We start from the raw sequence: 13,417 nt of genomic DNA on the forward strand, positions 1-13,417 counted from the left end.
TCAGTGCCCCGGACCGTCCAGGTGGTGCTGAACGGTCGGAGTCACCAGTTCGACGAGCTCGTCGTGCGTGAGCTCGGCGAGCCCGGGCATCTCGAGCACGTGCCGGGCGACGGCGATGCCGAACAGCTGGGCGCCCGCGGCGACGAGCCCGCGCGCTGCGGGCTCGCCGATCACCGGCATCGGGCCGACGTCGCGGATGCGCGTCGTCAACGTGTCGCGCATGAGCCGACTCGCTTCCCGCGATGTCATCGCGGAGCGCGCGAGCGCCATGAGGATCGGGCGGGTGTCGGCGTCCTCCCAGAGACGCAGGTACGCGTCCGCGAGCCTCGACGCGAGCTGGTCGGGCGGCCCCGCGAACGCCTCACCGAGACGTGGACCGATCGCTGATCGCTCTGCCATCGCGGTCGCGAACAGCGCCTGCTTGTCGCCGAAGTAGTGCCGGATGAGGGCCGGGTCGACCGCGGCGCGGGCGGCGATGGCGCGCACGGACGCCCCGTCGTAGCCCAGCTCCGCGAAGAGCGCGCGCGCCGCGGTGAGGATCTCCTCACGCGTCTCGCTGTCGCCGCTGCGACGCCCGACGCGGCGCCGCGGTGCGACCGCTTCCGACTCGGCCATCCGCACAGGATAGCGCGCGGGGCTCGGTATTTCCCCAAGCGTGGAGTTCCCCTATGCTGGCGATGTTCCGTCACCATCCGATGAGGAGAGACGTCCATGGGCGAGACCGACGCGGTGATCCAGGTCGAGCAGCTGACGAAGTCCTATGGGCGCTTCCAGGCGCTGAAGGGCGTGGACCTCACGGTCGAGCGCGGGCAGGTGCACGGCTTCCTCGGTCCCAACGGCGCCGGCAAGTCCACCACGATCCGTGTGCTGCTCGGGCTGCTGCGCGGTGACGGCGGCACGGCGAGCGTGCTCGGCAAGGACCCGTGGCACGACCTCGTCGAGCTCCACCGGCGCATCGCCTACGTGCCCGGCGACGTGTCGCTCTGGCCGGGCATGACCGGCGGCGAGGCGATCGACCTGCTCGGGTCGCTGCGCGGGGGCCTCGACGACACCCGCCGGGCGGAGCTAATCGAGCGGTTCGAGCTCGACCCCACCAAGCGCGGCCGGCAGTACTCGAAGGGCAACCGGCAGAAGGTCGCGATCGTCGCGGCGCTCGCGTCCGACGTGGAGCTGCTGATCTTGGATGAGCCGACGAGCGGCCTGGACCCGCTGATGGAGAACGTCTTCCAGGAGGTCGTCGGCGAGGCGAAGGCACGCGGTGCGTCGGTGCTGCTCTCGAGCCACATCATGAGCGAGGTCGAGACGCTCGCCGACCGCCTGTCGATCATCCGCGAGGGCGAGATCGTGCAGACCGGCACCCTCGCCGACCTGCAGCTCGGCTCCCGCACCACCATCCACGCCGCATTCGCCCGCCCGGTGCCGGAGTCGGCGCTCGCGGGACTGTCGGACGTCCACGTCGACGGCCCGCGCCTGACGGCGACGGTGGATGCCTCCCGGGTCGGCGACGCGATGGCGCAGCTCACGCCGTTCGGCATGACCGCCCTCACCGTCGAGCCGCCGTCGCTCGAGTCGTTGTTCCTGCGGCTCTACGAGCGCGACGTCGACGAGCAGGCGTCCTGAGATGGCCGGGACCGCGATCACCGGAACGCCTCCGCTGCTGCGCGCGGAGATCCGGCACGACGGACGGCTGCTCGCACCGTGGGCACTGCTCACGACCCTGCTCGCGTCGTCCTCGATGCTGTACCCGCTCATCTTCCCGACCGACGAGGACCGCGCCGCGTTCGCCGCGGCGGTCGCGGCGAACCCCGCGATGGCGATCATCTTCGGTCCGGCATTCGACCTCTCCACCGCCGACGGGTTCGCCGCGTGGCGCTCGCTCGCGCTCGGCGGGCTCATCGCCGCGCTCGGCGTGATCTTCGCCGTCACCCGCGCGACCCGGGCCCAGGAGGACTCGGGTCAGGCGGAGCTGCTCGCCTCCGGCGTGATGGGACGCGCGGCCCGCCTCATGGCCGCGGTGTGGATGTGCCTCGTCTTCGCGATCGTGCTCGGCCTCGTGACCGGGCTCGTCACCGTCGCCTTCGGCGGCGGGTGGAACGCGACGATGCTGCTCGCGGCGACGATGACCGCGACCGCCTGGATGTTCACGGGCGTCGCCGCGGTCACCGCGCAGCTGGGCTCCGACGCGCGCACCGCGAACTCCCTCGCGGTCGCGACCCTCGGCGTGCTGTTCATCGCCCGGGGCGTGACCTACGCGCTCGACGCCCCGGACTGGGTGATCTGGATCAACCCGCTCGGCTGGATGACCGAGACCAAGCCCTCGGTCGACGACGACTGGCGGCCGCTGCTGCTCGCCGTGGGCCTGACGATCGTGCTGCTCGCGATCGCCTTCGTGCTGCAGGCCCGCCGCGAGTTCGGCGCCGGCGCGATCGCGCCCCGGCCGGGTCCCGCGCGCGGGCGGGATCGCACGACGTGGCGGCTGGCGCTGCGCCTGAACCGCGGCCCGATGCTGAGCTGGACGATCGCGTTCGTCGCGCTCGGTCTGGTGTTCGGCTACCTCGCCACCGCCGTGACCGACATCCTCGGATCCGACGTGGGGCTGCAGCAGATGCTCGCCGCCGGTGCGGTCACCGACGCCGAACTCGTCAGCGCGTTCCTGGTCACCATCCTCAGCCTCGTCGGCATCATCGCCTCGATCCCCGGAGTGCAGACGATGCTCAAGGTGCGCTCGGAGGAGCTGGACGATCGCGTCGAGCCGATCATGGCGACGGCGATCACGCGTCCGAGGTACTACGTCTCCAACGTGCTCATCGCCCTGGGCGCGCCGGCGCTGTACATGCTGGTCGCCGGAACGCTCATGGGCGCGATCGCGGGCGCGGCCGACATCGGCGTGAGCTTCGGCGACGTGCTGCTCCAGGCCGCCGCGACGGTGCCGGCGGTCTGGACGATCGTCGCGCTGTCGGTGGCGGTGGTCGGTGCCAGGCCGCACGTCTCCCTGGCCGCCTGGGCGGGCGTGCTCGCCTCGTTCGCGCTCACGATCCTCGGGCCCACCTTCAACCTGTGGGACTGGGTGCTCGCGATCAGCCCGTTCTGGCACGTGCCGAACGTCACCGTCGACGACGCGGACTGGTGGGGCCTCGTGTGGATCAGCCTCGTGACGCTGTTCTTCCTGGCGGTGGGCTTCGCCGGGTTCCGGCGTCGCGACCTCGCCCGTCAGTAGCCGGGGCGGGGCGGGCGAGCGGATGCCGCGGGGCCGCCGGATTCAGTGCGGCAGCGCCTCGGGCAGCATGTCGAGGTACGCCTCCTCGTCGAACCGGTCGCTCAGCGCGCGCTGGATCATGAAGCCCGGCGCGAGGCCCATCGCGATGGGCGTGAGCGCGTCGATGTAGCCCTCGGGGTCGTCGCCGCCCCGCCCGGGCTCGGCGGCCACCCACGCGGCGATGTGCTCGCGCACGGTCGTGCGCACGAGCGCGAGGATGCCCTCGACGACGGAGCGCAGCTCGTCGTCGATCGCCGCTTCCGACCACATCTGGATCATCACCTGCGGCGCGAACGGCTCGGAGATCATGCCGCGCAGAAGGGTGGCGATCGTCTCGCCGGGGGAGAGGACGTGCCCGCCCGCCTCGGCGCGTGCGAGGTCGTCGCGGCGGGCCGAGAGCACGCGCTCGGTGACGGCGACGAAGAGCTCCCGCTTGCCCGCGTAGTGCCCGTAGATCGCGCCGGCGGAGAGCCCGGACTCGGCGATGATGTCGGCCATCGAGGTGCCGCCGTACCCCTTGCGGGCGAAGCAGCGGAGCGCCGCGGTGGCGATCTCGTCGCGCCTGGCCTCGCGGTACGCCTCGGTGACCTTGGGCATCGTTCCCCCTGCGTGGATGGAACGGACGCCAAACCGAACGTCCGTTCTTGACAAGCGTAGGCGAGTGGCGCACGATGATAAAGAACGAACATTCGTTTTACAGCATTTGCACAGCCACCGCGCGGCGGAGCCGTGCGCACCAGCACAGGAGGAGTCATGTCCGACACCCGAACCCCACACACGCCGCTCGCGCGCGTGCTCGCCCTCGCCGTGGCGCTCGTCGCGGTCGTGGGGGTGATCGTGCTCGCGTTCTCGTGGCCGTCGGTCACCGCCGAGCCGCGCGACCTGCCGGTCGCCATCGCCGGCCCCGAGGAGGCCGTCGCCCAGATCGAGGCCGGGCTCGGCGAGGCGCAGCCCGACGCCATCGCGTTCACCGAGGTCGCCGACCGCGACGAGGCCGTCGAGGCCATCGAGGCGCGCGAGGTCTACGGTGCGATCATCCTCGGCCAGCAGCCCGAGGTGCTCACCTCGTCCGCCGCGAGCGCGGCGGTCGCCCAGCTGCTCAGCGGTGCCGCCGGCCAGCTCCAGCAGGCCGCGAACGCCCAGGCCGCCGCGGCGGCGCAGGCGCAGGGCCTCGACACCGTGCCGACGATCGAGGTGACGGTCACCGACGTGGTGCCGCTCGCCGACACCGACCCGCGCGGCACGGGCCTCGCGAGCGCCATGTTCCCGCTCGTGCTCGGCGGCATGCTCGGCGGCATCGCGATCTCGTTCGCGGTGATCGGCGCCATGCGCCGCATCCTCGCCGTCACCGTCTACTCCGCCGGCGGCGGGCTCGTGCTCGCAGGCATCCTGGGCGGCTGGTTCGGCTCGCTGCCAGGCGACTACTGGCTGAACGCCGGCGCGATCGCGCTCACGCTGCTCGCGATCTCCGCGTTCATCACGGGCATGTCCGCGCTGCTCGGCCGGGCTGGCCTCGGCCTCGGCGCGCTGACGATCCTGCTCGTGGCGAACCCGATCTCGTCGGCGGCAGTGCCGAAGGAGTTCCTGCCCGCCCCGTGGGGCGAGGTCGGCCAGTGGTTCCCGCCGGGCGCCGGTGCGACGCTGCTGCGCGACGTGAACTACTTCCCGAACGCCGACGCGGCCTTCCCGCTGCTCGTGCTCACCGGCTGGGCCGTCGTGGGGCTCGCGCTCTCGCTCGTCGGCCACTTCCGCACGGCCGGGGGCGCGGAGTCCGACGCCGAGGCCGCGCACGAGGACGACCGCGTGGACGAGTCGGAGCCCGAGCCGGAGCCCGTGCAGCCCTAGGCGTCAGTCCTCGTCGCGCGCCGCGAGCACCCGGGCGGTCTCCCGCCCGGGTGCGTTGCGGCGCCCCTCGCGCGACCCCGCCAGCTTCGCCGCGATGTGCTCGCCGACGGTGATCGGCGGGTACAGCGGCTCCTCACCCGCCGGCACGGTCGTCGGGATCGCCTCGATCAGCGCGTCGGCGTTGCCGTCGTGGAAGTACGCGGCGCTGCGCCGGCGCTCGATCGTGCCGCCGACGATCGGCGGCTTCACGCGGTGCAGCGTCGACATCCAGCGCTCGTTGGTCCAGCGCGCCGTGAGGTCGCCCAGGTTGATGAGCAGCGCCCCGGGGTCGGGGGAGACGTCGTGCCATCCGCCGTCGGTGCCGAGCACCTGCAGGCCGCGCACGCGGTCGGCCCAGAGCACGGTCACGATGCCGTAGTCGGTGTGCTCGCCCATGCCCGTGAGGTCGCCGTCGAGCCGCACGTCGGTGCCGGCGGGCAGGGCGTAGTTGTTCATGCGCAGCACGTCGAGCGAGTGGTCCGTGCGGCTCGTGAACACCGACGCGTCGACGCCCAGCGCGTCGGCGAAGATTCGGGTCATCGTGCGCGCGACCCGGCCGGCCTCCGCGAAGTACGCCTCGACCGGGGCGCGGAACCCCGGGGCATCCGCGTCGGGCCAGGTGTTCTCGGCGTAGTGCACGGGGTCGACCTCGACGCCCGGGAAGTCGCTCGCCGCGAGCCCCACGTTGAACGCCTCGAAGAAGTCGTTCATGCGGTTCGCGCTCTCGACGCCGAGGCTGAGGCTCAGCGACTCGGTCTTGGGCGGTGCGTAGCCGCGGTTGATGCCGGCGGGCGTGCGGTACTCCCGCTTCGCGTCCATCTCGAGGCCGAAGAACTCGTCCATCGCGCCCGCGAGCCCGTCGGTGACCGGCTCGGGGATGCCGTGGCCGAGCACCTGGATGAACCCGACCTCGTTGCAGGCACGGTCGACGGCGCGGGCCACCTCGGCACGGGCCGCGTCGTCGCCACCGGCGACGTAGGGCGTGATGTCGACCACGGGAACGGAGAAGGGCATGTGCCGGATGCTACGCCGAAGCCGTTTCGCGCGGGTTACCCCGCGGCATCCGCTCGCCCCCTGCCGTGCCCGACCGTGCCCGGCGGGGTCACTCGGGGAGCTGGCTGCGCCCGTGCAGGATGCCGCTCACGGTCGCGACGATCGTGAACACGACCGCGACGATCGGCTGGCCGAGCCCCCACCATGCGAGCGCGGCCGACAGCATGACCGCGAGCTCGACGAGGGCGCGGCCGAACACGTCGACTCGGAAGACCGCCTTGGGCGACACGAACAGCGCCCAGGCGAGGATCGCGAGTGCGGGTGCGCCGATGCCGATCAGCACGCCCGGCCACGGCAGCGGCCAGGCGAGGAACCCCCAGATGGCGAGCGACACGAACGCGAACAGCTCGAGGAAGAAGCGGAGGATGTCGTTCGGGCCGATGGCGGGGGAATTCGGGGTCTCGGTCACCGCACGATTCTACGTGCTCAGCGGAAGATGATCGTGCGCGCCCCGTCGAGCAGCACGCGGTGCTCCGCGAACCACTTCACGGCCTGCGTGAGCGTGCGGCTCTCCTCGTCCTGGCCGATCGCGACGAGCTCGGACGGCGTGCGGCTGTGGTCGACGCGCACGACGTTCTGCTCGATGATCGGGCCCTCGTCGAGGTCGCTCGTGACGAAGTGCGCGGTCGCGCCGATGAGCTTCACGCCGCGGGCGTGCGCCTGGCGGTACGGGTTCGCGCCCTTGAAGCCCGGCAGGAACGAGTGGTGGATGTTGATGCAGCGACCCTCGAGCGCGGCGCAGAGCTCGGGGGAGAGGATCTGCATGTAGCGCGCGAGCACGACCAGCTCGATGTCGTGCTCGTCGACCGCCTCGAGCACGCGCCGCTCGAACGCGGCCTTCGACGCGGCATCCGTCACCGGCAGCGACTCGAACGGCACGCCGTAGAAGTCGACCAGGTCGCGGAGCGTGCCGTGGTTCGACAGCACGAGCGGGATCTCGACGGGCAGCTGGCCCGCGCGCTGGCGGAAGAGCAGGTCGTTCACGCAGTGGCCCGCGGTCGACGCGAGCACGAGCGTGCGCGAGGGGCGGCCGACCTCGTCGAGGCGCCACTCCATGTCGAAGCGCTCGACGACCGGCGCGAGCGCCTCGCCGAACTCCGCGCGGCCCGCGGGCGACTCGACCTGCAGGCGCATGAAGAAGCGGCCGGTGTCGAGGCTCGCGAACTGCTGGCTCTCGGTGATGTTGCCGCGGGCGGCGACGATCGCGCCGCTGACCGCGTGCACGATGCCCGGGCCGTCGGTGCAGACGAAGGAGAGGACCCAGTGGTGCAGGTGCTCGGACGCCTCGTGCTCGGGGGCCTGCTCGGATGCCGCGGGACTGCTGTTCACCCGGCAAGGATATGACATCGGGTACACTCGTCTGCGGTCGTCGGTCACCGTCGGCCCTGGGCGCGCACAACAGCGCGTAGTCGACCCGCCAGCGTGCACACTCCGCGGCGGGGAACGCCGTCGGGACAGCTGCATCATGACTGCCACCGAATCCGTATCCGTTCGCGCGCGCTCGCGCGCCTTCCCGTGGACCCCGCTCGCCGTGCTCGGGGCCGCGGTCTTCCTCTCCGTGACCGGCGAGATGCTGCCGGCGGGCCTGCTGCCCGAGATGAGCGCCGACCTGCGCGTCGCCGAGCCCGCGATCGGGCTGCTCGTCACGGTCTTCGCGTTCACGGTCGTCGCCACGAGCGCGCCGCTGACCGCGCTGACCCAGTGGATGCCGCGCCGCCGCCTGCTCGTGATCGCGTTGTCGGTGCTCGCGGTGGCGCAGCTGCTCACCGCGGTCTCGCCCGACTACGCCTGGATCGTCGGGTCGCGCGTCGTCGGCGGCCTCGCGCACGGCGTGTTCTGGGCCCTCGTGGCCGCGTACGCGGCGCGCCTGGTGCCCCGCGAGCTCGTCGGCCGCGCCGTCGCGGTCGTGCTCGGCGGCGGCACGCTCGCGCTCGTGCTCGGCGTGCCGCTGGCCACCACGCTCGGCCAGGCGGCCGGGTGGCGCACCGCGTTCCTGCTGCTCGGCGTGCTCACGGCCGTCGGCGCGCTGCTCGTGCGCGCGGTGTTGCCGTTCGCCCAGGGCACCGCCGAAAAGGCACACGACGAAGCGGATGCCCCCGCGGCGCGCCCGGTGCTCCGCGACGCGACCGTGCCGGCCGTCGTCGCGGTGTGCGTGGTGACCGCACTCACGATGACCGGCCAGTACGCGCTGTACACCTACGTCGCCCCGCTGCTGACCGACGTGGTCGGCGTGCGCTCGGGCACGGTCGGCCCGCTCCTGTTCGTGTACGGCATCGCCGGCGCCGTCGGGCTCGTGCTCGCCGGCTCGGTGCTCGGCCGCCGGCCCACGGCCGGCCTGGTCGTGGCGATGTCGGCCGCCGCGGCCGCGGTCGTCGGCATCGTGTTGGCGCAGGGGTCGACCGTGCTCGCGCTGGCCGCGTTCGCGCTCTGGGGCGTGGCGTTCGGGGCCGTGCCGCCGCTGCTGCAGACCCGCCTGCTGCAGAGCGCCTCGCCGCGCATCCGCGACGTCGCGAGCGCGCTCTACACGACCGCGTTCAACGTCGGCATCGGCGGCGGCGCGATGGTCGGCGCGCTGCTGTACGGCGGCTTCGGCGTGGTCGCGCTGCCGTTCGCGTTCGCGATCGTGCTGCTCGCGGCGGTCGGCGCGGTGCTGGCGCCGGTGCTGCGGGCGCGTCGCCGGGCCGGCGTCGCCGGTCCGGCCGCGACGAGCTAGCCGACCGCGACCGGGGTGCCGAGGAGCCCGTCGACCAGGTAGGCCACGGTGACCTCGGTGTGCGGCCCGACGATCCAGTGCGGGATGAGCTCGCTCGTGCCGTCGGCCGCGAGCACGAGGAGCCGCTCGACCTGCCCGTCGACCGACACCGCCACGGTGGCGCCCGGAGTTCCGGTCAGGACCAGGTCGTGGATGACGCCCCCCGAGACCTGGACCGACACGAACGGCGCGTCCGAGGCCGTCGGGTCGTCCCCGCCGTCGCCGCCCGTGGGCGGGGGAGCGGGCGCGATCGGCTCGGGCGCGGCTTCGCCGGGCACCGCCTCGTCGTCGGCGGGGGCGTCGGACGCCGACTCGTCGTCGGGCGCCTCGTCGGCCGCCTGGTCGGCCGCCTGATCGTCCGCCGGGTCGTCCGCAGCACCGGGCTCGTCGGTCGCCCGCGGGTCGGTCGCGTCCGGCGTCTGGCTGATGAGCTCCTCGATCGGCCCCGGCCCCGGTGCCGAGTCCCCGGCGGTGCCGTCGTCGCCCGAGTCGAGGCCGGACGCGGCCACCGCCGCGGCGGGCGCCGCCGACGTGGCATCCGTCTCGCCCACCAGCGTCGGACCCAGCGCGACCGCGGCCACGACCGTCGCGGCGACCGCGGCGGTGCCGACTGCCGCGCCGGTGATCGCCCCGCCGGACATGCCCGAGCCCGATGAGCCGCCGTTCGCCGCACCCCCTGCGCCGGCGGCGCCCATCGCGACGACCGTCGCGGGCGCGCCGGCCTGCAGCCATCCGGCGTACGCGGTCGCGCCGGTGGCGCCCGCGCTGAGCGGGAGCAGCACCATCGCCAGCCGCGAGCCGACCTCGTGCGCCTCGACGGCCACGATCGTGCAGCGCGCGCACTCGTCGAGATGCGCGTCGACCCGGGTCGCGTCGCGTGCACCGAGCCTGCCGCGTGCGTAGGTGCCGAGCCGCTCGATGGTCCACCCGCACTCGGTCTCGGGGTCGGAGTCCTGCAGGTGCACCCGGATCCAGGCCTGGCGCAGTCCCTCGCGCGCCCGGTAGGCGAGCGCCGCGGTGGCGTTGGCCGACATGCCGAGCAGCGGCGCGACCTCGCGCGGCGCCATCTGCTCGACCTCGCTGTACCAGAGCACCTCCTGCCAGCGGGTCGGCAGCGACCGGAACGCGCGCGCCGTCAGCCCGCGGTCGAGCGCCTCCAGTGCCGCGTGCTCGTCGGTGGCCGGGTCGGGCTGCAGGTCCAGGTCGTCGACGGGCAGTTCGCTCGCGCGGCGGCCCCAGCTCGCGGCCGTGTTGCGGATGGTCGTGAACAGGTACGGGCGGAACGCGCCGCGCGGCCCGCCGCCCGCGACCACGGCGTCGTAGATCCGCGCGAACGCCTCGGCGACGAGGTCCTCGGGGTCGAGCGAGCTGAACGAGCGCGCGACGGTCACCCCGGCCGCGGCGTGGCGGCGGAAGAGCTCGCCGAACGCGTCCTTGTCGCCCTCGCGGGCGCGCTCGACCAGCCGTGCGTCGCTCTGCCGGTGCGGCGAGCGTGCGGTGATCAGGGGGCTCACGCGGCGCTCTCGGGTATCGGGGATGGTGAGGGGGTATCGGGTACCAGCCATTCCACCAGAGATTCGCCGATTCCGCTCGCGAAGTTCGCGTCATGAAACGCACGTCGGCGCATCTCTTCGGGTGAGGGACGCCCGCGGCCCGCTCGGGGGGAGCGCGTGGCAGTCCGCTCGGGGGAGCGGATCCGACGGGCCGGGTCCGGGGGCGATGGGGAACACGCCCCCGGGCCCCTCCCGTCGACCCTCGGCCCGGCAGGTTCAGTCGAGCGGATGCCCCCGGCTGAACACCCGCTCGACGCGCAGCGCGTCGTCGAGCAGCACCGCGTCGGCCGCGCAGCCGGGCTCGAGCCGGCCGAGGTCGACCGAGCGGCCGATGGCCGCAGCGGGCGCGACCGTGGCCGCGTCGATCGCCTGCACGGGGTCGATGCGGCAGTCGAGCACGGTGCGGCGCACGGCCTCGTCGAGCGTGAGGGTCGAGCCGGCGATCGCGCCGTTCGAGCGCAGCCGCGCGACGCCGTCGGCGACCACGACCTCGAGCCCGCCGAGCACGGCGTCGCCGTCGCCCATGCCGGTGGCCGACATCGCGTCGGTCACGAGCGCGACCCGTCCGGGCGCGCCCTGGAAGGCCAACCGCGCGACCTCGGGGTGCACGTGCACGCCGTCGTGGATGATCTCGAGCGTCACGTGCGACTCGCGCATGGCTGCGGCGATGGGTCCGGGTGCACGGTGGTGGATGCCCGGCATGGCGTTGAACGCGTGGGTGAGCACGCTCGCGCCGGCGTCGAACGCGGCCAGCGCCTCGTCGAACGTGGCGGCCGTGTGCCCCACCGCGACGGTGACGCCCGAAGCGACGAGGCGGCGCACCGCGTCGAGCGCCCCGGGCAGCTCGGGTGCGATCGTGATCATCCGCAGCGTCCCGTCGGCGGCCTCGAGCAGGCGGTCGACGGATGCCGCGTCGGGAACCGCGAGCGCCGCCGGATCGTGCGCGCCGCGGAACTCGGGCTGCAGGAACGGGCCCTCGAGGTGGCTGCCGAGCACGCGCGGGTCGGCGCGCGCCGCGTCGCGGATGACCGCGAGCCGTTCGACGAGCGCGTCGACGGGCGCGGACACGAGCGAGAGCAAGGAGCGGGTGGCGCCGTGGCGGCGGTGCACGTCGAGCGCGGTCGCGATCGCGTCGGGGCCCTCGTCGAACGAGGCCCCGCCGGCGCCGTGGCAGTGCAGGTCGACGAACCCGGGCACGAGCCAGCGCCCCGCGGCATCCGTCGTCTCGGTGGCGTCGTCGGCGAGCTCGCGCCACGAGTCGCCGCGACCGGCATGGGTGACCAGGTCGCCGTCGAAGCGCACCCAGGCGTCGATGATGACGTCGTGGGAGCCGGCGCGTCGCGCGGTGTGGATGACGAGGCTCACGCGGCCCACCCTATGCCCCGGTGCGGTGCCGGTTCAGAGCCGTGGCACGCGACGCCCATCGCGGCCAGCCGGGCGCGCAGCGCATCGAGCCGGAGGTCGAACCCGGCGAGGTCGCGCGCGGCCGTCGCGGGCGACCACGCGATCTCCGCGACGGCAGCGAGCCGCGGGAAGAGCAGCCACTCCGCCTCGGCGAGGGTCGTGACGGTCTCGGTCCAGAGCGGCGCCTCGATGCCGAGGAGGTCGGACTCGTCGAGCCCCGGCACGATGCGCTCGGGGTCCCACCCGTACGAGTCGGCGAGCGAGTTCGGCCCGTCCGCCCAGTCCTGTCCGAGCGGCCGCCCCTCGGGGCCGTCGACGCCGTCGGGGTACGAGATGTCGAGGTACGCCACGTCGGCGGGGGAGAGGATGACCCGTCCGCCCTGCTCGACGAACGCGCGCGTGCGCTCGGCCGAGTCGTCCCGCGGGGTGGTGAAGCTCCAGTACTGCCCGATCGTGCCCGCCGGCAGTTCCCGCGACCTCCCGAGCTCGTGCCAGCCGATCACGGCCTTGCCGGTGCCGGCGGCGATCGCGGACGCACGCGCGACGAACGCCAGGTAGTCGTCGTCGCCCATCGAGAGCGTCTCGTCGCCGCCGAGGTGCAGGTACGGGCCGGGCGTCATCGCCGCGACCTCGCCGAGCACGCGCTCGACGAAGGTCCAGGTGGCGGGCGAATGCGGGTCGAGTCCCGAGAACCCGACCTCGACGCCCTCGTACGGTGCCGGCGCGACGCCGTCGGGGTTCAGCTCCGGCACGGCCGTGAGCGCCGCGTGGGTGTGGCCGGGCAGGTCGATCTCGGGCACGACGGTGAGGTGGCGGGCTGCGGCGTGGGCGACGATGCGCGCGTAGTCGGCCTTCGAGTAGTGGCCGCCGCCGCGCCCGTCGACCGAGGTCGAGGCGCCGATGCCGGTGAGCGCGGGGTACGCGTCGATCGCGACGCGCCAGCCCTGGTCGTCGGTGAGGTGCAGGTGCAGGTGGTTGACCTTGAGCAGTGCGACCTCGTCGATGAGCCGCTCGACCTCCTCGACGGTGAGGAAGTGGCGGGCGACGTCGAGCATCACGCCGCGGTAGGCGAACCGGGGCGCGTCGGTGATGCGCACCGCCGGCACGGTGACGGGCACGGGGCCGTCGGATGCCTCGAGCTCGACCGGCAGCAGCTGGCGCAGCGTCTGCACGCCGAAGAACAGGCCCGCCGCCGCGGGTGCGATGAGGCGGATGCCGCGTGCATCGACGTCGAGCCGGTACGACTCGTCGCCCGAGCCGTCGTCCTCGAGCGCGAGCACGATGTCCCCGTCCCGGGCGTCGTGCTGCACGACCTCCGGCGCGCTCCCGGTCGCGGGGCGCAGCAGCTGGGCGAGGTACCCCGCGACCTCTTCCGCCGCGGTCCCGACGGCGACGATCCGCGCGCCCGGCCCCAGCTCGAACGGCTCCGCGTCCTTGGGCCGTTCGAGCGACACGGGCGCGGGAATGACGGCGGGCAGGGGCATCCGGTTCGACGTGGTCATGCGGCATCCGTTC

12 protein-coding genes are annotated in these 13,417 nt (G+C 73.6%); 4 read left to right on the top strand and 8 right to left on the bottom strand.

The window, feature by feature from the left end:
- On the bottom strand, positions 1-615 hold the full coding sequence (locus QMG39_RS11570; protein WP_281885125.1) for a TetR/AcrR family transcriptional regulator: 615 nt from the start codon (positions 613-615) through the stop codon (positions 1-3).
- 96 nt (positions 616-711) lie between these two features.
- Between QMG39_RS11570 and QMG39_RS11575 the strand changes: the two genes are divergently transcribed.
- Both QMG39_RS11575 and QMG39_RS11580 read left to right on the top strand, forming a co-directional pair.
- A complete protein-coding gene (locus tag QMG39_RS11575; RefSeq protein ID WP_281885127.1) occupies positions 712-1,620 on the top strand; it encodes an ABC transporter ATP-binding protein in 909 nt (302 codons plus the stop codon).
- Between the two features lies 1 nt (position 1,621).
- Positions 1,622-3,217, top strand: a complete 1,596-nt coding sequence (locus QMG39_RS11580; RefSeq protein WP_281885129.1) for an ABC transporter permease — start codon at positions 1,622-1,624, stop codon at positions 3,215-3,217.
- 42 nt (positions 3,218-3,259) lie between these two features.
- Here the strand turns inward: QMG39_RS11580 and QMG39_RS11585 are convergent, their stop codons facing one another.
- A complete protein-coding gene (locus QMG39_RS11585; protein ID WP_281885131.1) occupies positions 3,260-3,853 on the bottom strand; it encodes a TetR/AcrR family transcriptional regulator in 594 nt (197 codons plus the stop codon).
- A 156-nt stretch (positions 3,854-4,009) separates the two neighbouring features.
- On the opposite strand from QMG39_RS11585, the gene QMG39_RS11590 reads away from it, so the two are divergent.
- Positions 4,010-5,101, top strand: coding sequence for an ABC transporter permease (locus QMG39_RS11590; RefSeq protein WP_281885133.1), 1,092 nt, complete (start codon positions 4,010-4,012; stop codon positions 5,099-5,101).
- 3 nt (positions 5,102-5,104) lie between these two features.
- On the opposite strand, the gene QMG39_RS11595 is transcribed toward QMG39_RS11590, so the two are convergent.
- From QMG39_RS11595 to purU, 3 genes are all read right to left on the bottom strand, one after another.
- On the bottom strand, positions 5,105-6,154 hold the full coding sequence (locus tag QMG39_RS11595; protein ID WP_281885135.1) for an isopenicillin N synthase family dioxygenase: 1,050 nt from the start codon (positions 6,152-6,154) through the stop codon (positions 5,105-5,107).
- Positions 6,155-6,242: 88 nt separating this feature from the next.
- Positions 6,243-6,602 (bottom strand): YrdB family protein, encoded by a 360-nt coding sequence (locus QMG39_RS11600; protein ID WP_281885137.1) that lies wholly within the window; start codon positions 6,600-6,602, stop codon positions 6,243-6,245.
- Between the two features lie 17 nt (positions 6,603-6,619).
- On the bottom strand, positions 6,620-7,522 hold the full coding sequence (gene purU / locus QMG39_RS11605; protein ID WP_373878324.1) for a formyltetrahydrofolate deformylase: 903 nt from the start codon (positions 7,520-7,522) through the stop codon (positions 6,620-6,622).
- A 136-nt stretch (positions 7,523-7,658) separates the two neighbouring features.
- On the opposite strand from purU, the gene QMG39_RS11610 reads away from it, so the two are divergent.
- Positions 7,659-8,906 carry an MFS transporter gene (locus QMG39_RS11610; RefSeq protein ID WP_281885138.1) on the top strand — a complete coding sequence of 416 codons (1,248 nt, stop codon included), beginning with the start codon at positions 7,659-7,661 and terminating at the stop codon, positions 8,904-8,906.
- Here QMG39_RS11610 and QMG39_RS11615 read toward each other — a convergent pair.
- The 3 genes from QMG39_RS11615 to QMG39_RS11625 form a co-directional block, all read right to left on the bottom strand.
- Positions 8,903-10,459: a sigma-70 family RNA polymerase sigma factor gene (locus tag QMG39_RS11615; RefSeq protein WP_281885140.1), complete on the bottom strand. Its 1,557-nt coding sequence runs from the start codon at positions 10,457-10,459 to the stop codon at positions 8,903-8,905. The two genes, QMG39_RS11610 and QMG39_RS11615, sit on opposite strands and share 4 nt — an antisense overlap.
- Positions 10,460-10,714: 255 nt before the next feature.
- Positions 10,715-11,863 (bottom strand): N-acetylglucosamine-6-phosphate deacetylase, encoded by a 1,149-nt coding sequence (nagA, locus tag QMG39_RS11620; protein ID WP_281885142.1) that lies wholly within the window; start codon positions 11,861-11,863, stop codon positions 10,715-10,717.
- Positions 11,860-13,404: a beta-N-acetylhexosaminidase gene (locus tag QMG39_RS11625; RefSeq protein WP_281885144.1), complete on the bottom strand. Its 1,545-nt coding sequence runs from the start codon at positions 13,402-13,404 to the stop codon at positions 11,860-11,862. The genes nagA and QMG39_RS11625 overlap by 4 nt, the downstream gene beginning before the upstream one ends.
- Between the last annotated feature and the right edge of the window lie 13 nt (positions 13,405-13,417).

Source organism: Agromyces rhizosphaerae, from assembly GCF_027925245.1.
GTDB lineage: Bacteria > Actinomycetota > Actinomycetes > Actinomycetales > Microbacteriaceae > Agromyces > Agromyces rhizosphaerae.

Bases quoted from the DNA above. Each gene is read 5' to 3' on its own strand.
- QMG39_RS11595 (WP_281885135.1), bottom strand. From the start codon at position 6,154: ATGCCCTTCTCCGTTCCCGTGGTCGACATCACGCCCTACGTCGCCGGT.
- QMG39_RS11625 (WP_281885144.1), bottom strand. From the start codon at position 13,404: ATGACCACGTCGAACCGGATGCCCCTGCCCGCCGTCATTCCCGCGCCC.
- QMG39_RS11570 (WP_281885125.1), bottom strand. From the start codon at position 615: ATGGCCGAGTCGGAAGCGGTCGCACCGCGGCGCCGCGTCGGGCGTCGC.
- QMG39_RS11585 (WP_281885131.1), bottom strand. From the start codon at position 3,853: ATGCCCAAGGTCACCGAGGCGTACCGCGAGGCCAGGCGCGACGAGATC.
- QMG39_RS11575 (WP_281885127.1), top strand. From the start codon at position 712: ATGGGCGAGACCGACGCGGTGATCCAGGTCGAGCAGCTGACGAAGTCC.
- QMG39_RS11590 (WP_281885133.1), top strand. From the start codon at position 4,010: ATGTCCGACACCCGAACCCCACACACGCCGCTCGCGCGCGTGCTCGCC.
- QMG39_RS11610 (WP_281885138.1), top strand. From the start codon at position 7,659: ATGACTGCCACCGAATCCGTATCCGTTCGCGCGCGCTCGCGCGCCTTC.
- QMG39_RS11580 (WP_281885129.1), top strand. From the start codon at position 1,622: ATGGCCGGGACCGCGATCACCGGAACGCCTCCGCTGCTGCGCGCGGAG.